At 71.0% G+C, this 24,301-nt stretch carries 22 protein-coding genes and 1 tRNA gene; 15 read left to right on the top strand and 8 right to left on the bottom strand.

Features of this window, described 5'->3' with window-relative positions; genetic code table 11:
- Positions 1–81 precede the first annotated feature (81 nt).
- Together OG788_RS36825 and OG788_RS36830 are read left to right on the top strand one after the other, a co-directional pair.
- Positions 82–1,590, top strand: coding sequence for a long-chain-fatty-acid--CoA ligase (locus tag OG788_RS36825; RefSeq protein WP_406375333.1), 1,509 nt, complete (start codon positions 82–84; stop codon positions 1,588–1,590).
- 66 nt (positions 1,591–1,656) lie between these two features.
- Positions 1,657–2,430, top strand: coding sequence for a sulfite exporter TauE/SafE family protein (locus OG788_RS36830; RefSeq protein ID WP_406375334.1), 774 nt, complete (start codon positions 1,657–1,659; stop codon positions 2,428–2,430).
- A 29-nt stretch (positions 2,431–2,459) separates the two neighbouring features.
- On the opposite strand, the gene OG788_RS36835 is transcribed toward OG788_RS36830, so the two are convergent.
- Positions 2,460–3,245 (bottom strand): HAD-IIA family hydrolase, encoded by a 786-nt coding sequence (locus OG788_RS36835; RefSeq protein WP_406375335.1) that lies wholly within the window; start codon positions 3,243–3,245, stop codon positions 2,460–2,462.
- A 76-nt stretch (positions 3,246–3,321) separates the two neighbouring features.
- On the opposite strand from OG788_RS36835, the gene OG788_RS36840 reads away from it, so the two are divergent.
- Entirely contained in the window at positions 3,322–4,068 is a 747-nt protein-coding gene (locus OG788_RS36840; RefSeq protein ID WP_406375336.1) for a cobalt-precorrin-6A reductase, read from the top strand.
- A gap of 113 nt (positions 4,069–4,181) precedes the next feature.
- Here the strand turns inward: OG788_RS36840 and OG788_RS36845 are convergent, their stop codons facing one another.
- The 3 genes from OG788_RS36845 to OG788_RS36855 all read right to left on the bottom strand — a co-directional run bounded on the left by OG788_RS36845 (position 4,182) and on the right by OG788_RS36855 (position 7,833).
- Positions 4,182–6,266: an MDR family MFS transporter gene (locus OG788_RS36845; protein ID WP_406375337.1), complete on the bottom strand. Its 2,085-nt coding sequence runs from the start codon at positions 6,264–6,266 to the stop codon at positions 4,182–4,184.
- Positions 6,267–6,391: 125 nt separating this feature from the next.
- On the bottom strand, positions 6,392–7,162 hold the full coding sequence (gene cobF / locus OG788_RS36850) for a precorrin-6A synthase (deacetylating) (RefSeq protein ID WP_406375338.1): 771 nt from the start codon (positions 7,160–7,162) through the stop codon (positions 6,392–6,394).
- Positions 7,163–7,308: 146 nt separating this feature from the next.
- On the bottom strand, positions 7,309–7,833 hold the full coding sequence (locus OG788_RS36855) for a DUF309 domain-containing protein (protein WP_406375339.1): 525 nt from the start codon (positions 7,831–7,833) through the stop codon (positions 7,309–7,311).
- A gap of 100 nt (positions 7,834–7,933) precedes the next feature.
- Between OG788_RS36855 and OG788_RS36860 the strand changes: the two genes are divergently transcribed.
- A tRNA-Pro gene (locus tag OG788_RS36860) sits at positions 7,934–8,007 on the top strand.
- Between the two features lie 79 nt (positions 8,008–8,086).
- On the opposite strand, the gene OG788_RS36865 is transcribed toward OG788_RS36860, so the two are convergent.
- Positions 8,087–9,232 (bottom strand): glycosyltransferase, encoded by a 1,146-nt coding sequence (locus OG788_RS36865; RefSeq protein WP_406375340.1) that lies wholly within the window; start codon positions 9,230–9,232, stop codon positions 8,087–8,089.
- Between the two features lie 557 nt (positions 9,233–9,789).
- Between OG788_RS36865 and OG788_RS36870 the strand changes: the two genes are divergently transcribed.
- From OG788_RS36870 to OG788_RS36880, 3 genes are all read left to right on the top strand, one after another.
- Positions 9,790–10,554, top strand: a complete 765-nt coding sequence (locus OG788_RS36870) for a TetR/AcrR family transcriptional regulator (RefSeq protein WP_406375341.1) — start codon at positions 9,790–9,792, stop codon at positions 10,552–10,554.
- 235 nt (positions 10,555–10,789) lie between these two features.
- Positions 10,790–10,969: a hypothetical protein gene (locus tag OG788_RS36875; RefSeq protein WP_351540888.1), complete on the top strand. Its 180-nt coding sequence runs from the start codon at positions 10,790–10,792 to the stop codon at positions 10,967–10,969.
- Positions 10,970–11,040: 71 nt separating this feature from the next.
- Positions 11,041–11,685 carry a class E sortase gene (locus OG788_RS36880; protein ID WP_406375342.1) on the top strand — a complete coding sequence of 215 codons (645 nt, stop codon included), beginning with the start codon at positions 11,041–11,043 and terminating at the stop codon, positions 11,683–11,685.
- A gap of 407 nt (positions 11,686–12,092) precedes the next feature.
- On the opposite strand, the gene OG788_RS36885 is transcribed toward OG788_RS36880, so the two are convergent.
- Positions 12,093–12,620, bottom strand: a complete 528-nt coding sequence (locus OG788_RS36885; RefSeq protein WP_351541024.1) for an NUDIX hydrolase family protein — start codon at positions 12,618–12,620, stop codon at positions 12,093–12,095.
- An 80-nt stretch (positions 12,621–12,700) separates the two neighbouring features.
- A complete protein-coding gene (locus OG788_RS36890; RefSeq protein WP_406375343.1) occupies positions 12,701–13,753 on the bottom strand; it encodes a DUF2235 domain-containing protein in 1,053 nt (350 codons plus the stop codon).
- 203 nt (positions 13,754–13,956) lie between these two features.
- On the opposite strand from OG788_RS36890, the gene OG788_RS36895 reads away from it, so the two are divergent.
- The 7 genes from OG788_RS36895 (at position 13,957) to OG788_RS36925 (ending at position 22,236) form a co-directional block, all read left to right on the top strand.
- Positions 13,957–15,129 (top strand): caspase domain-containing protein, encoded by a 1,173-nt coding sequence (locus tag OG788_RS36895; RefSeq protein WP_406375344.1) that lies wholly within the window; start codon positions 13,957–13,959, stop codon positions 15,127–15,129.
- Positions 15,126–16,409: a hypothetical protein gene (locus OG788_RS36900; RefSeq protein ID WP_406375345.1), complete on the top strand. Its 1,284-nt coding sequence runs from the start codon at positions 15,126–15,128 to the stop codon at positions 16,407–16,409. Before OG788_RS36895 ends, OG788_RS36900 begins: the two co-directional genes overlap by 4 nt.
- 49 nt (positions 16,410–16,458) lie before the next feature.
- Positions 16,459–17,499 carry a ComEC/Rec2 family competence protein gene (locus tag OG788_RS36905; protein ID WP_406375346.1) on the top strand — a complete coding sequence of 347 codons (1,041 nt, stop codon included), beginning with the start codon at positions 16,459–16,461 and terminating at the stop codon, positions 17,497–17,499.
- 64 nt (positions 17,500–17,563) lie between these two features.
- Positions 17,564–18,427, top strand: coding sequence for an intradiol ring-cleavage dioxygenase (locus OG788_RS36910; RefSeq protein ID WP_406375347.1), 864 nt, complete (start codon positions 17,564–17,566; stop codon positions 18,425–18,427).
- Positions 18,424–19,518, top strand: a complete 1,095-nt coding sequence (locus tag OG788_RS36915; protein ID WP_406375348.1) for a maleylacetate reductase — start codon at positions 18,424–18,426, stop codon at positions 19,516–19,518. Before OG788_RS36910 ends, OG788_RS36915 begins: the two co-directional genes overlap by 4 nt.
- Positions 19,519–19,793: 275 nt before the next feature.
- Positions 19,794–21,233, top strand: coding sequence for a hypothetical protein (locus OG788_RS36920; protein ID WP_406376948.1), 1,440 nt, complete (start codon positions 19,794–19,796; stop codon positions 21,231–21,233).
- Positions 21,234–21,468: 235 nt separating this feature from the next.
- Entirely contained in the window at positions 21,469–22,236 is a 768-nt protein-coding gene (locus OG788_RS36925; protein ID WP_266764148.1) for an NPP1 family protein, read from the top strand.
- A 133-nt stretch (positions 22,237–22,369) separates the two neighbouring features.
- On the opposite strand, the gene OG788_RS36930 is transcribed toward OG788_RS36925, so the two are convergent.
- Positions 22,370–23,257, bottom strand: a complete 888-nt coding sequence (locus OG788_RS36930; RefSeq protein WP_406375350.1) for an SDR family NAD(P)-dependent oxidoreductase — start codon at positions 23,255–23,257, stop codon at positions 22,370–22,372.
- Between the two features lie 71 nt (positions 23,258–23,328).
- On the opposite strand from OG788_RS36930, the gene OG788_RS36935 reads away from it, so the two are divergent.
- The gene (locus tag OG788_RS36935; protein WP_406375351.1) at positions 23,329–24,252 is read left to right on the top strand and encodes a LysR family transcriptional regulator; all 924 of its coding nucleotides are present in this window, start codon (positions 23,329–23,331) and stop codon (positions 24,250–24,252) included.
- Positions 24,253–24,301 lie beyond the last annotated feature (49 nt).

The raw sequence follows: 24,301 nt of genomic DNA on the forward strand, positions 1-24,301 counted from the left end.
CGGCCGCCCCGGCTCGTTCGCGCCCCCGACGCGCCCCCACCTGGTTCAGAGCCGCACCAGCAGGAAACGGAGCACTCCTCCATGGCAACCCTGTCCCTCGCCGCGATCCTCGCCGAGAACGCCCGGCGGCGGCCCGCGAAGACGGCACTCGTCGAGGGCGACCTGCGCCTCACCTTCGCCGAGGTCTGGCGGAGCGTCCTGGCGCAGGCCGGCGCGCTCGTCGGTCTCGGCGTCCGGCCCGGGGACCGGGTGGCCCTCATGGCGCCCAACACGGCGGAGTTCCCGCACGCCTACTACGCGATCGCGGCGGCGGGCGGCGTGGTCGTCCCCGTGCACCTGCTCCTGTCGGCGTCCGAGGTCGAGCACGTGCTGAAGGACAGTGACGCCACCCTCCTGCTCTGCCACCCGGCGCAGGCCGGGACGGGCGCCGCGGCCGCGCGGGCCCTCGGTGTCCGGACCGTCACGCTGGGCGCCGAGTTCGAACGGCTCGCCGCGGACGCCGAACCCCTCCCTTCGTACCTCACCCGCGACGCGGACGACCCGGCCGTCGTCTTCTACACCAGCGGAACCACCGGCGTCCCCAAGGGCGCCGTCCTCAGCCACTTCAACCTGGTGATGAACGCGACGGTCAACGCCTTCGACGCCAACGACATCCGCCCCGACGACATCGCGCTCGGCGCGCTGCCCCTCTTCCACGCCTTCGGCCAGACCGTCTCCCTCAACTCCACCTGGCGCGCGGGCGCCACCCTCGTCCTGCTGCCGCGCTTCGACGCCGCGCGCGCGATCGAGCTGATGGTGAAGGAGGGCGTGAACACCTTCCACGGCGTCCCCACGATGTACGTCGCCCTCGCCGCCGCGGCGGCCGACGCGGGAGCCCTCCCGGAACTGCGCATCTGCATCTCCGGCGGAGCCTCGCTGCCCGTCGCGGTCCTGGAACGGTTCGAGGCGGCGTTCGGCGCGAAGATCTACGAGGGGTACGGGCTGTCGGAGACCTCGCCGACCGCGTCCGTCAACCAGCCCCTCTTCGGCACGAAGGCGGGCACCATCGGGCACCCGCTCTGGGGCGTGGACGTGGAGATAGCGCGCGCGGACGTCGAGGGACGCGTCGAACTGCTGCCGCCGGGCGAGCTGGGCGAGGTCGTCATCCGGGGCCACAATGTCTTCTCCGGCTACCTGGGCCGGCCCGAGGCGACCGCGGAGGCCGTGGTCGACGGCTGGTTCCGCACCGGTGACCTGGGCACCAAGGACGACGAGGGCTTCCTCTCCATCGTCGACCGGAAGAAGGACGTCATCATCCGCGGCGGCTACAACGTCTACCCGCGCGAGGTGGAGGAAGTGCTGATGCGCCACCCCGCGGTCGCCCAGGTCGCGGTGATCGGACTGCCGGACGAGCTGCACGGCGAGGAGGTGTGCGCGGTCGTCGTACGCGCCGGGGACGCCTCGGCGGAGGCGGCCGACATCACCGACTGGTCCAAGGACCATCTGGGCCGTCACAAGTACCCGCGCCGTGTGGAGTTCACCGACGCCATGCCGCTCGGCCCGAGCATGAAGGTCCTCAAGAGGGAGCTGCGCGCCCGGTACACGGCGTGACCTCGGGAGGGGCGGCGGGACCCCGCGTACGCGGGAGAGTTGCGTGGGCATAGCATCGGCCCCCGCATGAACACGATGACGCTCTGGCACATATCCACCTGGGAGTTCGCCGCTCTCGCCGCCGCGGCTCTGCTCGTCGGCTTCTCCAAGACAGCCGTCAGCGGCGCCAACACCGTGAGCCTGGCGATCTTCGCCGCCGTGCTTCCCGCCCGCGCCTCGACCGGTGTCCTGCTGCCCCTGCTGATCGTGGGCGACGTGCTCGCGGTCCTCACCTACCGGCGCCACGCCCACTGGCCCACGCTGTGGCGGCTGTTCCCGGCGGTCGCCGCCGGCGTCGTCCTCGGCACGCTGTTCCTGGTGTGGGCCGACGACGGGGCCGTACGGACCTCGATCGGCGCGATCCTGCTGCTGATGACCGGGGTCACCCTGTGGCGCCGCCGGGCCGCCGGCCAGGACGAGGAGCCCGACTCGGTGGTGACCCGCACGGGACGGGTCAAGGCCCGTTCCTACGGTGTGCTCGGCGGCTTCACCACGATGGTGGCCAATGCGGGCGGTCCGGTGATGTCGATGTATCTCCTCTCGGCGGGCTTCCGGAAGCTCGGCTTCCTCGGCACCTCCGCCTTCTTCTTCCTCATCGTCAACGTCTCCAAGGTGCCCTTCAGCGTGGGCCTCGGCCTGATCGACGGCCGTTCCCTGCTGCTGGACGCGGCCCTGGCCGCGTTCGTCGTGCCGGGAGCGCTCATCGGCACATGGGCGGTGAACCGCATCAACCAGCGGCTCTTCGAGCGCCTGGTGATCGGGGCGACGATCGTGGGGGGAGTGCAGCTGCTGCTGCGCTGAGTCCGGGGCGTCCGGGGCGCGCCCCGGCGCTACCGGGGAGCCGCGGAGGCCAGCAGACGCGGGAGGTCCGCGAAGGAGTCCAGGACGTGATCGGGCGTGCCGTCGGCCGCCCGATGGCTCTCCGGCAGGTATTTCCCGGTCCTGACCAGGACGCCGGTGATGCCGGTGCGCTGGGCCGCGAGGACGTCCGACTCGATGTCGTCGCCGATCATCAGCGCCTCGCCGGGACCGACCCCGAGACGTGCCAGCGCCGTCTCGAAGAACGCCGGCGACGGCTTCCCGGTGATCGCGGCCTCCGTGCGTGCCGCCCGTTCGAGCCCCAGCAGGAACGCGCCGCCGTCGAGCTGGAGCCCCTGGTCGGTCCGCCAGTACAGATTGCGGTGCATGGCGATCAGCCGGGCACCCCGCTGGAGATGGCCGAAGGCCCGGTTCACCGCCGCGTAGCCGAACTCGGGACCGGCGCCGCCCACCACGACGACATCCGCGTCCTCCTCGACGAGGTGCACGCCTTCGAGATCCTCACCGATGTCGCCGCTGTTCAGCAGGGCGCACCGGGCGTCCGGATGGTGCTCGGCGAGATACGCGGCGGTGACGGCCGGCGCGGTGAGGATGTCCGCGGCGTCCACCGGGAAGCCCGACCCGGCCAGCGTGGCGGCGATGGACGCGCGCGTGCGGGACGTCGTGTTGGTGACCAGGGCGATGCCGAGACCGGCCTCGCGGATGTGCCGCAACGCCTCGACCGCGCCGGGAATCGGCTCCCACGAGACGGTGAGGACGCCGTCGATGTCGATCAGGACCGCACGCACCGTATCCACGCGAGGACGATACCGACCTGACCTGCGGCGACCGGGGCAGGCGCACAGCCGCTCCCGTACCCCGTACGCTCGCCCCATGTCCCCGCACGTCCTCCTTCTCGGCGGCACCACCGAGGCCCGCGAACTCGCCGCCGAGCTGGCGACGCGCCCCGGCGTGCGGGTGACGACCTCGCTGGCGGGCCGGGTGTCCCGGCCGGGAGCGCTCGAAGGGGACGTACGGACCGGCGGATTCGGCGGGGCGGAGGGGCTGGCGCGATGGCTGCGCGAGCACCGGGTGGACGCTGTCGTCGACGCGACGCACCCCTTCGCGTCCGGCATCACCGCGAACGCGGCACGGGCCGCGGCGGCGACCGGGATTCCCGCGGTGGTGCTGCGCCGCCCCGGCTGGAGCCCCGGTCCCGGCGACCGCTGGCACCCGGTGGACTCCCTCGCCGAAGCCGCGGCGCTGCTGCCCGAGCTGGGCCGCCGTGTCTTTCTCACCACGGGCCGCCTCGGTCTCGCGGCCTTCGCGGATCTGGCCGGGCTGCACTTTCTCGTACGTTCGGTGGAGGCCCCCGAGCCGCCGTTGCCCGCGGACACCGAAGTGCTGCTCGCGCGCGGTCCCTTCACTCCGGACGACGAGACGCGCCTTCTCCGCGGGCATCGCATCGACGTCCTGGTGACCAAGGACAGCGGTGGAGCGGCGACGGCGGCGAAACTGACGGCCGCCCGCGACCTGGGCCTCCCCGTGGTCGTCGTACGCCGGCCGCCCCTCCCGCAGGACGTGAGCGCGGTACCGGACGTCGCGTCGGCGCTGGCCCTGCTCGGCCTCGGCCCGCGGTGACCGACCTCCGGGGCCCGCGCTCGGCCGCGTGACGCCGTTCGGGTACCTCGCCCGGCTCTCCGTCGCGACGGCGCGTGGCTACCGCCGGTCGCGGTGGGCCGGACGCCGGCCGGTCAACTCGTCGTCGCCGAGGCCAGTTCCGGGGGCCGGCCGGGCAGGCCCTGTGTCAGGTCCTCGACGAGCAGACGCTTGGCGATGGTGTCGACGGCGGCGCGCAGTTCCTCGCCGGACGGCCGGCCGAGATCCTGCTCGACGCGCCCGGCGAGCCAGCGGCCCCAGGCCTCGCTGATCACCCGAGCCTCGCGCTCGCCCGCCGCGGTGTGCGAGAACAACGAGCCGTGCCGGGTCAGATAGCCCTCCTCGACCATGCGGTTGAACACCGGGACCAGCACCTCGGGCGGCAGATGGCGCCGGGCGGCGATCAGCGCGAGATTGGCGTGGCCGACCATCCGGGTGAACAGCTCCACCTGCATCACCGCCCAGGAGCCCGCCACGTCCAGCCGGGTGTCGGACTCGGCGACGATCCGGCGCGCGGTGTCCATCTCCGTGGTGCCGATGATTTTCGCGACCGCGAACTCCAGCAGCCGCTGGGAGTCCGCGGTGGACGGCGACGCGAAGCCCTCGCCCATGTCCGTCGACCCCATCCGCGCGCTGTCGCGCAGCTCCACCTGCTTGAGGAAGAGCGCCACGACGAAGCCGAGGACCGCGACCGGAACCGTCCACAGGAACACCGTGTGGATGGTGTCGGCGTAGGCGTCGATGATGGGCTGGGCCGCCTCCGGCGGCAGTCGGTGCAGGCCTTCCGGACTCTGCGCCGCCTTGGCGATGACGGCCGGTCCGGCCGCCCCGGTCTCCGCGGCGGCTCTGACCCCCTCGGCCAGGTTCGGCTTCAGCGCGTTGGTGTAGATCGTGCCGAAGACCGCCGTACCGAAGGAACTGCCCAGCGTACGGAAGAAGGTGACACCGGACGTCGCGGTGCCGAGGTCGGTGTACTCGACGGTGTTCTGCACGGCGATCGTCAGCACCTGCATGCACAGCCCGATCCCGGTGCCGAGCACGAACATGTACAGGGACTCCAGCCAGGCCCCGGTGTCCGGTCCCATGCGCGACATCAGATAGAGCCCGACCGCCATCACCAGGGAGCCGACGATGGGGAAGATCCGGTACTGGCCGGTCTTGCTGACCACGTTGCCGCTGAAGATCGACGCGATGAGCAGCCCCATGACCAGGGGCAGGGTGCGCACACCGGAGACCGTGGCCGAATCCCCGTCGACGTACTGCAGATACGTCGGCAGGAACGTCATCGCGCCGAGCATCGCGAAGCCCACGATGAAGCTGAGGATCGAGCAGACCGTGAAGACCGGGTTGGAGAACAGCCGCATCGGCAGCATCGGTTCGGCCGCACGCGTCTCCACCAGGCAGAACAGGCCGAGCGCGACCACACCGCCCACGAAGAGACCGATGATGGTCGGTGATGTCCAGGCGTACTCGTTGCCGCCCCAACTCGTCGCCAGGATCAGGGCGCTGGCGCCGACCGCGACCAGCGCGATGCCCAGATAGTCGATGACAGGCCGGGTCACCGACTTCACCACGGGAATGGTGCGGGCCGCCGCGATCACCACCACGATCGCGAGGGGGACGTTGACGTAGAACGCCCACCGCCACGACAGATGGTCCGTGAACAGTCCGCCCAGCAGCGGCCCGATGACCGTGGCCACACCGAAGACCGCGCCGATCGCGCCCTGGTACTTGCCCCGCTCGCGCAGCGGGATGACGTCCGCGATCAGCGCCATGGAGGTCACCATCAGACCGCCCGCGCCGATGCCCTGCAACGCCCGCCAGGCGATCAGCAGCGTCATGTTCGTGGCGAGCCCGCACAGGAACGAACCCGTGATGAAGATGATCGCCGACACCTGGAAGACCAGTTTGCGGCCGAACAGGTCGCCGAACTTGCCGACCAGCACCGTCGCCACGGTCTCGGCCAGCAGGTACGCGGTCACCACCCACGACATGTGCGCCGCGCCGCCCAGATCGGACACGATCGTCGGCAGCGCGGTGCCCACGATCGTCTGGTCGAGCGCGGCGAGAAGCATGCCCAGCACGATCGTCGCGAAGACGATGTTGCGGCGCCGGCTGTCCAGGACCGGCGGCCCGGGCGCCCCCGCCGCGGGTGGCGCGGAATCCTCCGTGATCGTCACAATCGCCACCCTCACACCGGTGGGCTCCCCCTGCATGCGGGGCGATCCGCCCGGTGTACCGGCGGGAAGGCCTTCTCGGACACCTGACACCCCGGACCCGGGTCCGGGGTGTCACACCTGGCGGACTACGCCCGCGGATTCCTGCGCAGCAGATAAGTGTCCATGATCCAGCCCTTGCGCTCCCGGGCCTCGGCGCGCAACCGCTCGATACGGGGGGCCGCCTCGGCCAGCGGACCGGAGGCGAGGATCTCGTCGGCCGTGCCGATGTAGGCACCCCAGTAGATGTCGATGTCCTCGTCCGCGTACTGCCGGAACGTCTGGTGGGCGTCGAGCATCACGACCACGTCGTCCACCCCTTCGGGGAAGCCCTCCGCGAGGCGCCGGCCGGTGGTGATCTGCACGGGCCGGGCGACCCGGTTCAGTCCCGTGCGGTGCCGGGCGACGAGCGCCGAGACGCTGCTGATGCCGGGCACCACGTCGTACGAGAACGCCACCGCGCCCCGGTCCAGGATCTCCTCCAGGATGCCGAGCGTGCTGTCGTACAGGGCGGGATCGCCCCAGACGAGGAACGCGCCGCTCTCGTCCTCGCCCAGCTCCTCGGCGATCAGGCGCTCGTAGATCGCGGCTCGGGCGCTGCGCCAGTCCCCGACGGCCGGCGAGTAGGCCGGGCCCCCCGCCGTCCGGTCCCGGTCCGGGTCGCGGGCCTCGACCAGGCGGTACGCCCCTTCGGGTATGTGGGCGTCGAGGATGTCGCGGCGCAGCTGGACGAGGTCCGACTTCACCTCGCCCTTGTCCAGGATGAAGAACACGTCCGTGCTCCTCAGCGCCTTGACCGCCTGGAGCGTGAGCTGATCGGGGTCGCCCGCACCGATGCCGATGACATGAATCTTTCGCACACCCAGAGTCTGCCGCACGCCACCGACCGTGGACGCACCGCATCGGCGGAGCCGGGTCCGGCGCCGAGCCCTGTGCCTGGCCGGGGGCTGACGGACGGCGTGGCCGGGCACCCAGCCGGTATCGGGCGGGGTGGGGCGCGCACGCGTCAGGCGGCCCGGCCGCGCAGCCGCGGTGACGAGGCCGCCGCGTCGACCGGCCCGCCGTCGTGCTCCACGACTCCCGCCAACTCCCTTGCCCAGACGGCGAGTTCCGCGAGGTCCAGGTCGTACGGCCGCGGCCGCCCGGATTCCGCCGCCCACTCCTCGACCGCCCCGGTGCCGCGTCGCAGCAGCCGTGCGCCGCCCGTCGTGTTGCCCCGCGCCGTGTGGGTCAGTCCCACGGCGAGCTGGGCCAGCCCCCGCCAGAGCCCGCGCTCGTCCCGCGGACCGGACTTCCAGGCGTCCTCGAAGACCTCGTGCGCGTGGAACGGCCTGCCCGCGTCCAGCAGCGCCTGCGCCTCGGCGACCGTCTCCTCGGGGGCGCGCACGACCCCCTCCGGCTGCCGTTCCACCCCGTCCGCTCCGTAGGGCAGGGGGCGCCCCAGTCCGTCGCGGGGCCGGGCGTTCCGTGCCCGTCCCTCGGTGTCCCGATCACGTCCGCCGGACTGCCGCGTCTCAGATGTCCCGCTCATACGCCGATTGTCGCGCGCCCCGTCCCCCTGCGGAGCAGCCCCCCGGCGTGGGGTAAAGTTATGTTCGCACGATCACGCGGGTCACCGCGGGTGAACGCACCGGGACGTGGCGCAGCTTGGTAGCGCACTTGACTGGGGGTCAAGGGGTCGCAGGTTCAAATCCTGTCGTCCCGACGGTGCGAAGGGTCTTCACGGCGGAAGCCCGTGGAGGCCCATTCGCATGAGGGCCCGCGCCGCCGCCGCGGTGCGCTGCCTACCAGTTGCGTTCCCTTCGGAGGGCCGCCTCTGCCAGTGCGCGGATGTGCACGCCCTGGAGGAAAAGGTCGTAGAACCACTCGGGTATGACCAGCATCGACGCCATGGCCACGCGCCACCCTCGTGCTTTCACGGTGATCGCGCGCTCTATCGCGTAGAAGGCTGTAAGGGCTATCCAGAAGGGAGCGATCCTGACGCCGGCACCCGTCATGACAAACCACAGAAGCGACCCGACGTAAATTGTCGATACCGTGGCGCCCAGAAAGGCGATCGCTTGTCTGACCCATCCTTCTAGCGTGTAACGCGTAAGACCGTAGTCAAACAGGTTCTCGAGCGCTCCGCGTTTCCAACGAAGCCGCTGATTGGCGAGGTCTCCCCACGTCAGCATGACTTCCGTGGTCATGGTGGCTCGGGAAGGGGCGACAACACGCCGACCCCGGTGCTTCAGCGCGAGCGTGAGTTCGTTGTCCTCCGTCAGCACCTTGGTGTCGTACACGCCGTCAGCCGCAGGCAATTGTCCGTTCTCACGGGCGGCCAGAACATCCTTCAAGGCTTCCACCCTGAACAGGCAGGCTGTGCCTGTCAGGCACAGTACCTTGCCTTTCTTGCGTCCTGTGTCCCGCGCGTATCGCGCGTACTCATTCCGCTGGAAGACGCCGCACAATCCACCGCCCGCACGTCCGCGGAAATTCCCTCCCACAGCGTCGTATCCCTGGAGCAGCTTCCTGCGCGTCACTTCGATGAAGTGGGGATCGAGGTAGGTGTCGGCATCCTGAACCAGAACCGCGTCATCATCCGAGAGGGTTTTCAGAAGTTCCGCCAGTGCTCCGTTGAGATTGCCAGCCTTCTTGTACTTGTTGCCGACGGAATGCCAGACTTCGGCACCGGCTTCGCGGCCTATTTGCTCCAGTTCGCGAGTTCGTTGCTTCTGCTTGTGCGGGTCAAGAGTCACGACTATGCGGTCCGGGGGGTGCGTCTGGCGCTTCAGGGTTTCAAGGACGTGCCCCAGCGAGTCCACTTCCTTGTAAGCGGGAACGAGCGCCACCACCCTTCGCGGGTTCTCCCCTCGGGGCGGCCTGCCCCGCTCATGCTTCGAACGCATCCGGAAGGAGCAGGCGCGAAGCATGCGTGTCTTGGCGAACATGGCCATCACCTCGATGCCGCTGAGAGGGTGGACGCTGTTTCCACCCAGGGCGATGTGGCTGAATGCCTGGGGGTGTGTTGCCGAGTCGGCGGCCAGTGTCCGGGGCCGCGTACCGGCGCGGGAACCGTCCGCGTCCGAGCCGGCGCACGGCTCGAGCGGTGGAACGCCACGCCACGATCTTGGAGTGGACGAACTGTCGCCCGGGGCCCCGCACCTGCCAGTTGTCGGTGACTCGCACCGGCGCGGTGTCCAGTGGCGGCAGGCTGTTGTCCGCCGTGCCCAGTCGCGCGGGGCCGGGCGGGCAGGTGAGTCGAGGCGCGGCAGACACGGCAAGTCGGCTGATCCGTCCCTGGCGACCATCGGAGCCGTCTCCAGGTCGCGGAGGAGGGCGTAGTCCTCGATGCGGGTCATGGAGTCCGCCTTTCGGCCCCTCGGTGCGATCAGCCCTGTTGAAGGAATGGATGATATGCGTATATTTACACTGTATACGTACACTAGAACCCGAAAGGGCGCGTCGTCAACACGAGCGGCGCGGGGGCGGATCGCCTGGAGGCGCCATGGCCAAGGAGCAGGGTCGGGCGGAGGGTAAGGGCTGGCGCGGCGCCGGTCCGGTGCGCCGCTCCGGCGGTCGCGGCTGGTACCGCCCGCTGAACCGGGAGCGTGTGCTGGCCGCAGCGCTGGCGTTGGTGGACCGGGAAGGACTGCCAGTGCTGAGCATGCGCCGCCTGGGCGCCGAACTCGGGGTGGAAGCGATGGCGCTCTATCGGTATGCGCCGAGCAAGAACGCCCTCCTGGACGGACTGGTGGAAGCGCTCTACCTCGAAGTGGAGGAGTGCCTGGCCGCCGATGCGGCGGGGGCCGTGGCCGGCGTGCCGGCGTGGCGCTTCGGGCTTCACCGGATTGGGCGGGCGACCTACGACGTCTGCCTGGCCCATCCCGAGGCGGTGCCACTGCTCCCCACGCGCATGCTGAGGGCTCCCCTGGCCCGCCGGCCGCTCGCCGTTCTGAGGGGCCACGAGAGGGTGTTCGCCCTGCTCGAGGAAGCCGGACTCGACGGCGTCCGCGCCGGAGTCGTCTTCCGCGCCATCACGGGGTGGGTCCTCGGCTATGTGTCGGTTGAGGTGTGCCCCATGGCGGACAACCCGGATGAGCCGGATCCCGTGGTCCGCCTCGGGCTGGATCACCTGCCGCCGCAGGAGCTGCCCAGGCTGCGGATGGCCGTCGCGCTCACCGAGCCGGGTGGGCCGGAGGGCCTGGCCGTCGGGCTGGACGCACTGCTCGACCGCCTGGTCCGGCCCATCGGGGCGGGGCCGGTGCAGTGATCGCCGCACTCTCCACTTGACCGCATGCGTCAACCGGGTTGAAGCTGTACATATACGTCGTAAACAAGTCGGATCGGCAGCTGAGAAATCTCGGCTGATGTGCCCGTCCCCTCACCACTACGGCTTCGGGCCGGGCGTCGGATCGATGCAGGTGCCGGATCTCCACTTGTCCGTGGCGCCGATCCGTTTCTGATGGCGGAATTGGCCGCAGCTTCATGTTCCGAAGGAGAAACTCATGGCGGACTACACCGGTGCCGGAACTGCGGCATCTGCCGGAGTCGGTGCAGGCGTTCTGCCTGTCACCGGCGGCGTGGACAGCATCTGGTTCTGGGTCGTGATGTTTGTTCTGATCTCGGTGGGATTCGCCGCGCTGCGGCTGATTCCCCGAAGGGAGAACAACAGCGACGACACCTGACCAAGGCTGACACGCACCCAAGGTGGAGTGGAATTGTCGGTGACCTCGCCAAAACCGTGAGGACGTTTCTCATGCGGACAATAATCCGCCTGGTGGGACTGGGCTTGATCCTTACCGGCCTCCTCATGGGAGGGCTCAGGCTCCACCAGGACTGGCAGCAGGATCACGAATATGGCCGGGCACAACAGAATCTGCGTGATCAACTGTGGCAGCCGCAGGTGGGCCATCAGGCATCGGCTCCTCCGCAGGGGGCGAAACGGAAGGGTCCCGGCCTTCGTGAGGGGAAGGCTCTCGCGGTGCTGCGGATTCCGAAATTCGGGTCCGGATACCGTCCGGTCGTTGTCGAGGGAGTATCTCAAGATGCTCTGGCAAAGGGACCGGGGCACTATCCAGGGACTGCGATGCCCGGTGAGATCGGCAACTTTGCGGTTGCCGGCCACAGAACAGGCTGGGGGCAGCCGTTCAACCGGCTGGACCAGTTGAAACGCGGCGACTCGGTCACCGTCGAGTGGCGGGGACGAAGCGACACCTACCGGATCACGGAGACAAAGAAGGTGAAGCCGACGGAGGTCGGTGTCGTCCTGCCCGTTCCCAACAGGCCCGGGGTCAAGCCCGACAAGGCGCGCATCACGCTCACCACCTGCACGGACCGTGACCCGGTCACCCGTGCCTACAGGCTCCGGCTCGTCGTCTGGGGTGAACTGCGCGAGCGGTGACATCGCGCGCTCCGAGCCGGGCGGCGACTGTTTCCTGCCGGACCGTGTTGAATCCGCCGTCGAGGTTCAGCATGTGCGCGGTGTGGGGATCCAACCGGAAGCCCGTGGGTGCGGCGCGCCCCCACGCCTCGTCGTCCCCGGCCGGAACCTCACACCGGCCCGGAGGGCCGGTCGCCCAGCGAGGTCCTGTCGTCCCGACTTGCATGCATGCAGGTCGTAGGCCGTTTCCGCTTCTGCGGGAACGGCCTTTTACCTGCTCCGCCGACTGATCGCCGCCCGATGTCCCGGGCCGCGTCGGCAGGATCTTGATGACGGGGTCGCGGCGCCGGGCAGGGTGATGGCCCGGCTGCCGTGTCGGGCGGGACGTCGACTTTCCCCGATTCCGGGGTGTTCGGCGGGGCTTCGCGTCAGGAAAGGCGTCCGACATGTGCCAGCGCCTGCCTGAGCAGCACACCCTGGCCGCCGGGCATGTCGTCCGCGACCACCGATGACGAGACCTCTTCCGGGCTGAACCAGACCAGGTCGAGTGCGTCCTGCCGGGGGCGGCAGTCGCCGGTCACGGGGACGATGTAGGCCAGGGACACGGCGTGCTGGCGGGGGTCGTGGAACGGCGTGACGCCCAGCGTCGGGAAGTACTCGGCGACGGTGAAGGGCTGCAGGGAGGCCGGGATCCGGGGGAGTGCCACGGGGCCGAGGTCCTTCTCCAGGTGGCGCAGCAGGGCGTCGCGGACCCGCTCGTGGTGCAGCACCCGGCCGGAGACGAGGGTGCGGCTGACCGTCCCGTCCGGACCGATACGGAGCAGCAGCCCGATGTGGGTGACTTCGCCGTTGTCGTCGACGCGCACCGGTACGGCTTCGACGTACAGGATCGGCAGGCGGGCGCGGGCCGATTCCAGTTCGTCACGGGACAGCCAGCCGGGCGTGGTTTCGGTCAAGTCAGACATTGCTTGATCATACTTTCCGTGCGTCCGGTGCGGGCGTGATGCTCCAGGTCAACGATGCCCCACGGAAAGGGTCATCGCGCATCCCTCGGCGTCAGCCAGGCGGTGTCGGCCCACAGGGCCGTCGACGGAATCCGGTCGCGGTAGCGCGCGTCGCGCGCGCGGACGCTGGCGTGCACCTGGGCGTCCGCGGGCAGCCTCCGGCGCCGGTAGGTGAGCAGGGCCCAGATCCGGCCCATCCGGTGGATCCGGCCCAGGGCGTCGTCGGGCGCCAGGGTCACCTCGCGGGCGTACGCCCCCTTCTTCAGCAGGACACCCGCGTCGAGGGCGCCGTCCACGATCCACTTGAGGGCGACGGTGGCCGTCCGGGGATCGTCGTCGAAGGTGCCGCCGACGTCGGAGTGGACCCCGGCGAACCACACCTGCTCGACCAGGCCGGGCGCGGGGCGCCTGCCGTCGCCCGGTGTCACGAGGTACTCGCGATAGGGCCTGCGCTTCTCGTCGACGGACACGGCGTGGCGGATGCGCGCGACGTTCGGGACCTGACGGGTGTAGGGCCACCGCAGGTTCCAGCGCAGCACGCCGGCCGCCTTCACGGAGTCCCAGATCCCCAGATAGGCGACGGAGATACCGACGCGGCCCTCGACCGCGTTGCTGAAGGCGCCCGCGAAATGGTGGAGTTGGTCCCAGTCCTGCCGGGTCCAGTCCTTGTTCCTGGCGTACACCGACACCGCGTACGGGACGAGGTTCTCCATTCCGGGACGCATCAGCCCGACCGCCTTGAGCATGCCCACGAGCGCGCGGGCCGTGTACGCGCCCCGGCTGAATCCGAAGACATGGATGTGGTCGCCCGGCTGGTAATGGCCCATCAGATACGTATAGGCCTCGGCCAGGTTGGCCTTCATTCCGGAACCGAAGGCGAGGCCGAGGAGCTTCGACAGGCGGCGGCCCACGGGGGTCCACGCGCCGGCCGCGGAGAAGGTGCCGACGCCGGGGTCGTAGTAGGCGATCTGGCGGGCGGGATCGGAGAGGTCCAGCATCTCGTAGAGCCGGACGACGTTGGTGTTCCCCTTCGCCTTCACCTGGTTGCCGGTGCCGTCGAGGCAGATGACGAGGTTCTTGGGCATGCCGGGCCTCACGTTCACCGATCGGTCGAGACCTCGATGGGCCAGGGGGAAGGGCCGAAGGAGGGGTCGAGATACGAGCCTGGGACAACGCGGTGCATATCAGGACATAAAGAGCGCCCAGAAATATAATAAAGGAAATGCTGTCGGCGGGCGGTTCTCAGCTCCGCCGGCGGTCTCCGGCTCAGTCGGGTTCCGGAGGGGCCATGGCCGGTTCCGTGATCCACCTCGAAGAGGACACCGGCCTTCCGTGCACCCACGCACTGGTGATCGGTGTCGGCAAGTATCCGCATCTGGCCGGCGGCGAGGCGCCGGTGGCGGACCCGGACGGGATGCGCCAGCTCAGCTCGCCCCCGCTCTCCGCACGCGCTCTCGCGAACTGGCTGCTGGCCGAGTACAACGACCCGACGCGACCGCTCGGCAGCGTCGCCCTGTTGTTGAGCGAGGAACAACCGGCCCCCTTCACGGACCCCCGCACCCACACGGCGCACGACGTCGACGCCGCCACCATCGACAACATCCTCGCCGCGGTCACCGCGTGGTTCGACCGCGGCGACAGCCACGTCGACAACCGGCTCGTCTTCTACTTCTGCGGACACGGCGTCTCGCAGGGCGACGACATGGCGCTCCTGGCCGCCGACATCTTCGCCGACCGGCACAACCCCCTCAACGGCGCACTGGACTTCGCGGCCCTGATGAACGGACTCAAGCGCTGCAAGGCCGGCCAGCAGGTCTTCTTCGTCGACGCCTGCCGGTCCAACTCCGATGTGCTGATCGAGAGTTCGGGCACCCGGTTCGCCGGACGCTCGCCGCTCGGTGCCGGGTCGCGACCGCTCGATCTCCCCAGACGGTTCCACATCCCGTACTACGCCACCCTCGCCGGGGACCGGTCGCACGCGCGCCCCGGACAGGTGAGCCTGTTCACCGAGGCGCTGCTCAGGAGCCTCGCCGGGGCGGCGAGCGACGACCCCGAGGGCGACTGGCGGGTCAACACCGCCCATCTCCTCGAAGCGATCGACCACTTCATGCACCAGCCGCAGTTCGCCGGAGCCGTCGCCGGCGTCCAGGTCCCCTCCGTCGGCGAACTGCCCGTGTTCGTGTTGCACGAGCTCCCCGGCCCGCCCGTCGTCCCGGTGTACGTGGGCTGCGAGCGCGCCCAGGAGAACGCGGAAGCCGAGTTCGTCTGCCGCGAGGGCGGCCACGAGCGGCTTCGGCGCCCGGCCGGAGCCTCCGGAGAGGCCGACCCGGAGAGCGAGTGGGCCATCGAACTCCGCTTCGGCGAATACGACTTCGAGGCACGGCTCGGTGACCAGGACGTACGGACCAAGTCCATCACCGTACGACCGGTCTTCCGCCGCGTGCAGCTGGTGAAGCCATGAACACCGTGCTGCGCGTCCGGGTCGCGCTCAGCCTCGACGAGGACGACGTCTCCGGCGGCGCCCAGGTGGTCGGCAACATCTATCCGGTCGGCGGCGCCGGGGCCGCACACCGCAATGTCCTCTTCCCCTGCGGTGCCTCGGCGCGGCCGGCGACCTACGCCGTCGAACCCGGGCGCTACCTCGTGACCGCCACGCTGCCCTCGGGTGTCGTCCTCACCAAGGACGCCGAGGCCCGCGAGGGCACCTACACATGCGTGACGCTGCGCACCGCGCGCTCGCCCTACGCCTCGCACTCCTGGCAGTACCTCATGGGGAACATCGAGTCGTACCGCGACTACCACGACGGCGAGGCGATTCCGGTGCCCCGGTCCCAGGGGTCGCGCTCCGGCGTCTGGGAGTGGGACTCGGTCGTCGAACCGGGCCACGCGGCCTGGGTCGGCGACCCGAAGCCGTCCACCTGGCAGTTCGCCACCATGCTCGACGCGGCCGAGAAGCCCTCGCGGCGACCGGTCGTGTTCGAGATCGCCCACTCCGCCCCGCACTCCGTGCCCAGCCTCGATCTCGGCGACGCGGCGGCGCGGCTCTACCGCTTCGGCCCCGACGGCCCGGTCGACGAGCGGGGCGAACCCACCATCGAGGGGGCCACCGGACCGCGGCAGTTCCTCGTCGTCTCGCTGGCCGGCAGCGAGTACGTCGTCACCCTGCCCGCGCCCTGGGAGACCGCCCAGATCGAGGTCCTCGTCAACGAGCGCCAGAGCCCGACCGGCAGCGCCGTCTCGGTGACCGTGCGCGACAGCCGTGTGGGACCCGCCCTCGGCTACATGGTGCGCGGCGCCTTCGACGCGGCCGCCACCCTCGTCCACGACGCGGAGACCATGCTCTACGACGAGCTGACGAACCCGCTCGCGGCCATGGCCGGGGCCTACGTCCTGATCGGCAGCGAACTGACCGACCGGCCGCACCGCTGGGACCCGTGGCTGTCCCGGCTGCGCCACGACTTCCCGTGGATGAGCGACGGGTCCCTGCTGTGGGCCATGCGCCATCTGCGCCGCGCGCACACCGAGACGGAACGCCAGGCGGCGCGGGACGCGCTCGTCGAGGCGTTCGACCGAGGGGTGCCCGTCTTCACCCTCGGCCTGAGCCGCCTCATCCATGGACTCTCCGAGTTCCCCGACGACCCGGAGTGCGCGGCGCGGCTCGATCAGGCCCGCCGTCTTTCCTGGCGCGTCGACACCCGCGAGCCGTTCGTCGTGGTGTCGCTGCACGGGAGATCGCGGTGAGGGCCCCGCGGGTGGGGGCGACAAGGACCCTTTCGCCCGGGAGGCCGAGATGATCAGATTCACGATGATGCCCGGTGAGGACGGCGACTGCCTGCTCCTGGAGTACGGCGACGACACCTTCGTACGCCGCATCCTGGTCGACGGCGGACGCTCGGGAACCTATCCGCTCGTCAAGCCCGTGCTCGCCGGACTCGACGGACTGGTCGACCTCCTCGTGGTCACCCATGTCGACCAGGACCACATCCTCGGCGTGCTCGCCCTGCTGGACGACCCCGACCGGACGGTGGAGTTCGGGGACGTCTGGTTCAACGGCTTCGACCACCTTCTCGACGCCGAGGGGTTCGGCGCGGTCGACGGGGAGAAGCTCACCAGCGCCCTGCTGGCCCAGAAGATTCCCTGGAACGACGCGTTCGGCGGGCGCGGCGTGGAGGTCGGACGGGAGCTCGCCTGGTTCGACGACGGTTCCACGATGACCGTGCTCTCACCCGATCGGGGGCAACTGGAGCGGCTGGCCCCGGTATGGAGCGCGGAATGCGCGAAGAACGGGCTGATCCCGGGCCGGGACCCCGACGAACTCCCCCCGGTGGAGGGCTTCGAGCACTTCGGCGCCCCGAACGTCGAGCAGCTCGCCGCGGCACCGTTCAAGCCGGACACCTCGAAGACCAACCTCACCAGCATCGGCCTGCTCTTCGAGTTCGAGGACCGGCGCATCGTGCTCACCGGCGACGCGGACGACCGCCGGCTGGTCGCCTCGTTGCGAGCGCCGGCCGAGGCGGCGGGCGGCCGGCTCCACCTCGACGCCCTCAAGGTCGCCCACCACGGCAGCGACCACAATCTCTCGAACGACCTGCTCGGACTGATCGACTGCGACCGCTATCTGATCTCCACCAGCGGTGCACGGCACGACCACCCCAACGAGATCGCCGTCGCCCGCATCCTGGAACACGGTGGCGACGGGAAGGACATCGTCTTCAACTACCGTGACCGGGCGGCGATGTGGGACGACGCCGGGCTCAGGAACCGGTTCGCCTACACGGTGACGGCCCCGGAGCCCGACGCGGCGGACGGCTTCGTCAGCTTCGAACTGTGAACCCCGGCAGCCTCGTAGCCTGATAGACGCCCGGCAGGACGACCGGCGGGACCACGGGAGCGGCATGGCCACGGAATTCACCACGGACATCACCGAAGCGGTCGTCGACAGCTTCGCGGGCACGGCCGACCCGAGACTGCGCGAGCTGCTCGGCGCGCTCACCCGCCACCTCCACGCCTTCGCCCGCGAGACGCGACCGACGACGGGGGAGTGGGAGCGCGCCATCGACTTCCTGACGGAGACCGGCCACATGTGCACGGACGCCCGGCAGGAGTTCATCCTCCTGTCGGACGTGCTCGGCGTCTCCATGCTCGTGGAGGCCCTCAACGGTCACCGTGACCCGGGCGCGACGGAGTCGACGGTCCTCGGCCCGTTCCACATGACGGAGTCGCCCGTACGGGAACTCGGGGCGACCATCGACCTGGTGGGCACCGGCGAGCCGTGTGTGGTCAGCGGCCGGGTGCTGTCCCGGGACGGCACCCCGCTGCCCGGCGCGGCCCTCGACGTGTGGCAGGCGGACGGCGAGGGCTTCTACGACGTCCAGCGGCCTGACGTCCAGCCGCCCGGCAACGGACGCGGGCTCTTCACGACGGACACCGAGGGCCGTTTCCGGTTCCGCACCTGTGTACCGAGCCCGTACCCGATCCCCACCGACGGCCCCGTCGGCGCCCTGCTCCGGGCCACCGGCCGCCACCCCTACCGCCCCGCCCACATCCACTTCATCGCCTCGGCCGAGGGGCACGCCCCCGTCACCACGCACCTCTTCGTGGCGGGCAGCCCGTATCTCGGCTCCGACGCCGTCTTCGCCGTCAGGAAGAGCCTCGTCCAGGACTTCGCCGAGACCGACGACCCCTCCCTGGCACGGGAGTTCGGCGTCGCGAACCCCTTCCGGCACGCCCGCTTCGAACTCGTACTGGAGCCGGCATGACCACCCCACCGAGCGCTCCGCTCGACTTCTCCTACGAGACCCGGCCCGCTCGGGTCGTCTTCCGGGCCGGCGCCTCGGTGACCGCGACACCGGGGGAGGCCGCGCGGCTCGGGCTGCACCGGGTGCTCGTCGTGTGCGGCAGCCGGGGCGCGGACGCGGCACGGTCGGTGGCGGACGCGCTCGGCGACAGCTGCGTGGGGGTGCACACCGGCGCCCGGATGCATGTGCCCGTGGAGGTCGCCGACGAGGCGGTCGAGGTGGCCCGCGCGGCGGGCGCCGACGGCTGCGTCGCCGTCGGCGGCGGCTCCGCGATAGGCCTCGGCAAGGCGATCACGCTGCGCACCGGCCTGCCGCTGATCGCCGTCCCGTCCACCTACTCGGGCTCCGAGATGACGTCCGTGTGGGGTCTGACCGAGCGCGGGGTCAAGCGCACCGGCCGCGACTCCTCCGTACAGCCCCGCTGTGTCGTCTACGACCCCGACCTCACCCTCGGCCTCCCGGTCCCGCTCTCGGTGACCAGCGGCGTCAACGCCCTCGCGCACGCGGTCGAGTCGCTGTACGCCCCCGACGCCTCCCCGCTCGTCTCGCTGATGGCCGAGGAGGGCGTACGGGCGATGGCCGGCGCGCTGCCCGAGGTGGCCGCGGCCCCCGCCGATCCGGAGGCGCGCGGCCGGGCCCTCTACGGCGCCTGGCTGTGCGGAGCCTGCCTCGGTGCGACGACCATGGGCCTGCACCACAAGCTGTGCCATGTCCTCGGCGGCACCTTCGGCCTGCCGCACGCCGAGACGCACACCGTGGTCCTCCCGTACGTCCTCGCCTACAACGCGGCCGCCGCGCCGCGGGCGATCGCCGTCCTGTCCCGTGCCCTGGGTGCCGACGACGTGCCCCGCGCGCTGCGCGAGCTCGCGGGCGGCCTGGGCGCTCCCCGCACTCTCGCCGAACTGGGCTTGAAGGAAGCGGACTTGACTCCGGCGGCGACACAGGCCGCCGCCGAGTCCTATCCCAACCCCCGCGAGGTCACCGCGAACGGCGTCCTGGGGCTGCTGACGGCGGCGTACGAGGGATGGGAGCCGCGGAGCGAGGTCTCCTAGGGGCGCCGGGGCCGGTATCGCGGCCGCCACGAGCAGGCCGGCCGGCTGTCGAACCATCCTGGGCAGCGCGTACTGACGCACTGTCATGTTGCTTGCCCCGCAGGTCAGTTGAACGGTTGACGACTCGGCTGACCGTTCCGGTGGGCGTGGCGCACATCACCCCGGCGGGCGTCGAAACGTGAAGCGCGGCTTCACGGGTTCATGACACCCTCACCTCTGGTTACCGACCGGTAGTCCCACGCCACCCCCCACCCCCCTCAGGACTGAACTTGCGTATCCGCAAGCGGCCCTCGCGCGCCGTCGTGCCCGCGCTCGCCGTATCCGCCCTCCTCCTCGCCGCCGGCTGCTCCGCGAGTCCCGCGGAGTCGTCCTCCCGGGCCGACCGTGCCCGGCCCGCCGAGGCCTCCGCCTCCGCCACCACGGACACCGGGCAACCGCTGGCCGTCGCCGCCGCCCCCGAGGCCGCGGCCACCTCGACCGCCGTCGCCCGTCCGGGCGCGGCCGGTGGACGGGCCCACCGGGCCGCGCTCAAGGTGGCCTCGTACGACAGCAGGACCCGACGTGCCGTCATATCGCCCATCGGCAAGGGTGGTTCGGGCGGAAGCGCGACGGAGTCGCCGTCCCCGTCCGGCGGGAGTACGGCGAAACCGCGCGGCACCGCCGTGGGAGACGTCATCGCCAGCGCTCCCGCGCCCGGCGCCCCCGACGGCCTCCTCGCCGAGGTGACCTCCGTGATCGGCGAACACGGCGACGGCACCGAGGTGCAGACCGCGCCGACGACCCTGGACGCGCTGCTCGGCGACGACGACGCCAAGGGCTCCGTCCCCGTCGACCCGGCGTCCTTCGACATCGAGAAGCTGCTTCCGGACGTGCGGGTCTCCTGGGCGAAGGCCGGAGACGTCCACGTCGGTCCCGCGGGCGCCAAGGTCCCGCTCGGCAGCCTGCGGATCGATGTCGGCGCGAAGGTGGCCACGGCCCCGGGGGCCCCGGCGTCGGCATCCGCGTCCGTGTCCGGGTACGTGCAGGTCGCGCCCGACGTCGACTTCTCCTACGGCGGTGACGCGGCCGGCTCCGGGCCGGGTGCCGCGTACCTGGGCGTCTCCGGTGACTGGGACGCGCAGTGGACGGTGAAGGGGCGCGCCGCCGCCTCCGCGCGGCCCCAGCGGGTGGCGTTCGCGAAACTGCACGCCGACCCCGTGCTCCAGGTCGGCCCGATTCCCGTCGTGGTGAACCTCGATCTGACCTGCTACTTCCAGGTCGCCGCCGACGGAACCGTCAGCGTCGACGTCGAACAGCGTCTGAAGGGCGACTTCAAGGCCGGTGGCACGTTCGGCGCTGCCGAGGGGTGGACGCCGGTCGACGAGTCGCACATGACGAGCAGTCCGGTGCACACCTCGGTCGGCGCGGCCGGGCGGCTGAAGGCGGCCCTCGGCGCGGAAGCCACGGTCGGCCTGTACGGCGCCGTCGGTGTCACCGCCGACCTGGCGCCGTATCTGCGCGGCGAGGCCTCCGGCTCGGCCGACGCCGCGACCGCGACCGGGTCCACGGCGAAGGCCGACGCCACCGCCACCGGCGCCTGGGCTCTCTACGGCGGTGTCGATCTGACGGGCACTCTGCGGATGCAGTTGTCCATCTTCGGCACGCCCGTCTTCCAGCGGGCCATTCCCTTGGGCGTGTTGCACCGCGAATGGAAGCTGGCCGACGGCCGCGTGTAGCTCGGCACGTCCTGTGCCCGGCGGCAACAGGGCCGCCGGGCACGGGAGTCGAGCCCCCGGTCGGGCCGGCGTCTCCCAACTCGCCCTCCTGTGCTCCTCATTGGTGGATCCTTCATCGCTCGGACACCCGCGACCTCTGGTGTTTTTCGCGCCCACCCGGAAGGCTGAACTGGGCATGCCAAGACGACCGCCTGGCCTGCCCCGCCCCCACGCCGCGGTCGATCTGGAGGAAGCAGTGAAAAGAAGCTCGCGGATCCGCAGGGTCTCGGTGATTCTCGGCAGCGCCGTCGCGCTGGTCGTCGCCTTCCCGGGCAGCGCCCTCGCCGACCCGCCGAAGGCCTTGCCCGCGAACGCGGACGGACTGGAGCAGACGTTCCAGCCGGCCTTCGACTACGACACCGACGGCTGTTACCCGACGCCCGCCATCGGCCCCGACGGCACCGTCAACGGCGGACTCAAGCCCTCCGGGGCCCTGAACGGCCAGTGCCGCGACTCCTGGGACCTCGACAACACCAACGGGTACTCCCGCGAGAAGTGCAACAACGGCTGGTGCGCCATCATGTACGGCCTCTACATGGAGAAGGACCAGGCCGTCGCCGGCAGCGGTCTCGGCGGGCACCGCAACGACTGGGAGCACGTCGTGGTGTGGGTCCAGGACAACGAGGCCAAGTACGTGTCCACCTCGGCCCACGGCAACTTCAACATCTACGGCCGGGACCAGATCCGCTGGGACGGTACGCACCCCAAGGTCGTCTACCACAAGGACGGCATCGGCACGCACTGCTTCCGGCCCGCGAACACCAATGACGAGCCGCCGGAGAACCACTACCACACCTGGCAGTTCCCCACCCTGGTCGGCTGGAACGGCTATCCCGCCGGTCTGCGCGAGAAGCTGAGCGCCTACGACTTCGGCAGCGCCGTGTTCGGGCTCAAGGACGGGAACTTCAACGCCCACCTGGTGAAGGCCAAGCCGGCCGGTATCGCCTTCGACCCCAACGCCTGATCCGCGGTCCGCTGGTGGGTGACGCGCCCGGCGTCACCCACCACGGGCCGGTGCCGTGACAGGCGCGGCCGGTGCGGTGCCGGGCGTCGCGAGCCCGTCCTCCGGGCGGACGACGGGAGTTCGCGGCCACGCCCTAGGAGCCGAGAAGCCGTTCCTGGTGACGCGGCGGCCTGCCCGCGTGCCACGGCACCACCTCCCCGAACCTCACGAGTTCGCCGTACAGCGCCGGATCGGCCTTCTCGCGCAGCAGCAGATCGAGGACCGCGACCGCCGCCCGCTCCGGGGTCTGGGCCTGGCTGAAGTCGGTGAACCACGGCCGGGACAGCGGTGTGTCCACGAGCCCCGGGCAGACCGCCGCGACCAGAGTGCCGCGGGCCAGGTCGGCGTCCCGGCGCCCGGCCGCGACCGCCCGCACGGCGGCGACCTGGGCCACCTTGGACGGCACGTTGATCCACTGCGGCCAGCCGGCCTCCCGCTCGGTGCCCGCGTGCACGGCGGCCCGCCAGGACGCGACCACGGCCTCCACCTCGTCGAGCGAGGCATCGTCGAAGAGCGGGTGGAGCCGGGCGTCGAGATGCCCGAGCGTGCCCAGCGAACTGGCCACCACGATCAGCCGCCCGCCGGGACGCAGCACCGGGCCGAACGAGCGCAGCATCGCGTGCGCGCCCCCGTTCGCGACATCGATGAACGCGTCGGCCTGCTCGGCCTGCGGCCGGTCCGGCGTCAGCATGGCACTCGCGTTGGACACCGCGATGTCCACCCCGCCGTGGCGCGCGCCGAGTTCGGCGGCCAGCTCCGCCACGGCCCCCGCGTCGGTCACGTCGAGGACGCGGCCCTCGACCCTGCTGATGGTGTCCCCGGACCCGGTGACCCGGGTGACGGCGTCGGCGACCCGGTGGGCGTCGCGCCCCGTGAGCAGGACCAGGTCGTCGCGGTCCATCCGGGCGGCGAGCCCTTGGACGAGCGCGAAGCCGAGCCCCTGATTGGCGCCGGTGACGAGAGCGATGCGTGCGTTGGCCATGCCCACCACGCTAGGAACACCTCGGGTATGCGTCCAACGAAACCTGCTCACATCTGGTATGCGTCATTCTCATGGATTTCACCGACGTCTCGCTGGTCGCCCTGCGCGTCTTCCGTGAGGTGGCCGAACGCGGCACGCTCACCGCGGCGGCCGGTGCGCTCGGCTACACGCAGTCCGCGGTGTCCCGGCAGATCGCCTCGCTCGAACGTGCCGCGCGGGCCCAGCTGTTGGAGCGGCGCAGGGACGGCGTGCGGCTGACGGCGGCCGGGCACGTCGTGCTGCGCCGGGCCGTGACGGTGCTCGACCAGATCGACGCGACCGCGCGGGAACTCGCCGGGCTGCCGGCCGACGCCGGGACCGTCCGCCTCGGCTGGTTCGCCAGCGCGGGCGCCGTCCTGTTGCCCCGAGCCGTCGCCGCACTGCGCCGCAGCCATCCGGCGATCACCGTCAGCACCCGCGAGGGCAGCACGCCCGCGCTGGTGCGCGCCCTGCGGGCCGGCACCCTGGACCTCGCCCTGCTCGCCTCGGCGCCACCGTTCCGGCCCTTCGACAGCGAGTCGCCCCCGCTGGCGGTGCGGACGCTCGGCGAACGCAGTCTGCGGCTCGCGGTGCCCGCGACCCATCCGCTCGCCGCCGGTGACGCGGTCGACGTCGCCGACCTGCGGGGACAGCGCTGGATCGCCGGTTCCTCCGTCGGGGACGAGAGGCTGATGGGCGTCTGGCCGGGACTGGACGAGCGTCCCGTGATCGCCCACACCGCCCGTGACTGGCTGGCCAAGCTGCACCTGGTGGCCGAGGGCTGCGGCCTGACCACCGTTCCCGCCTCGCTGGCCCCCGCCGCGCCGCCCGGCGTGCGCATCCTGTCCGTGCGCGGCGGCCCCGAGGAGCGGCGCCGTGTCGTCCTCGCCCGCCTTCCGCGGCCCTTGCCGGAACCGGCCGCCCGGCTGGCCGACGCGCTCCGGGCGGCGGCGGCCGACCTGAGCGAACCGGCCTGACGCGACCCCTCCCGGGCCCGGACGGCATCCCCTGTCGCGCTCGGACGAT

This window comes from Streptomyces sp. NBC_00647, from assembly GCF_045207245.1.
GTDB lineage: Bacteria > Actinomycetota > Actinomycetes > Streptomycetales > Streptomycetaceae > Streptomyces.

Excerpts from the sequence above, each read along its gene's own strand:
- OG788_RS36895 (WP_406375344.1), top strand. The coding sequence starts at position 13,957 with ATGGCCGGTTCCGTGATCCACCTCGAAGAGGACACCGGCCTTCCGTGC.
- OG788_RS36865 (WP_406375340.1), bottom strand. The coding sequence starts at position 9,232 with ATGTTCGCCAAGACACGCATGCTTCGCGCCTGCTCCTTCCGGATGCGT.
- OG788_RS36870 (WP_406375341.1), top strand. The coding sequence starts at position 9,790 with ATGGCCAAGGAGCAGGGTCGGGCGGAGGGTAAGGGCTGGCGCGGCGCC.
- OG788_RS36880 (WP_406375342.1), top strand. The coding sequence starts at position 11,041 with ATGCGGACAATAATCCGCCTGGTGGGACTGGGCTTGATCCTTACCGGC.
- OG788_RS36905 (WP_406375346.1), top strand. The coding sequence starts at position 16,459 with ATGATCAGATTCACGATGATGCCCGGTGAGGACGGCGACTGCCTGCTC.
- OG788_RS36910 (WP_406375347.1), top strand. The coding sequence starts at position 17,564 with ATGGCCACGGAATTCACCACGGACATCACCGAAGCGGTCGTCGACAGC.
- OG788_RS36840 (WP_406375336.1), top strand. The coding sequence starts at position 3,322 with ATGTCCCCGCACGTCCTCCTTCTCGGCGGCACCACCGAGGCCCGCGAA.
- OG788_RS36900 (WP_406375345.1), top strand. The coding sequence starts at position 15,126 with ATGAACACCGTGCTGCGCGTCCGGGTCGCGCTCAGCCTCGACGAGGAC.
- OG788_RS36935 (WP_406375351.1), top strand. The coding sequence starts at position 23,329 with ATGGATTTCACCGACGTCTCGCTGGTCGCCCTGCGCGTCTTCCGTGAG.
- OG788_RS36890 (WP_406375343.1), bottom strand. The coding sequence starts at position 13,753 with ATGCCCAAGAACCTCGTCATCTGCCTCGACGGCACCGGCAACCAGGTG.
- OG788_RS36875 (WP_351540888.1), top strand. The coding sequence starts at position 10,790 with ATGGCGGACTACACCGGTGCCGGAACTGCGGCATCTGCCGGAGTCGGT.
- OG788_RS36855 (WP_406375339.1), bottom strand. The coding sequence starts at position 7,833 with ATGAGCGGGACATCTGAGACGCGGCAGTCCGGCGGACGTGATCGGGAC.
- OG788_RS36825 (WP_406375333.1), top strand. The coding sequence starts at position 82 with ATGGCAACCCTGTCCCTCGCCGCGATCCTCGCCGAGAACGCCCGGCGG.
- OG788_RS36930 (WP_406375350.1), bottom strand. The coding sequence starts at position 23,257 with ATGGCCAACGCACGCATCGCTCTCGTCACCGGCGCCAATCAGGGGCTC.
- OG788_RS36830 (WP_406375334.1), top strand. The coding sequence starts at position 1,657 with ATGAACACGATGACGCTCTGGCACATATCCACCTGGGAGTTCGCCGCT.
- OG788_RS36915 (WP_406375348.1), top strand. The coding sequence starts at position 18,424 with ATGACCACCCCACCGAGCGCTCCGCTCGACTTCTCCTACGAGACCCGG.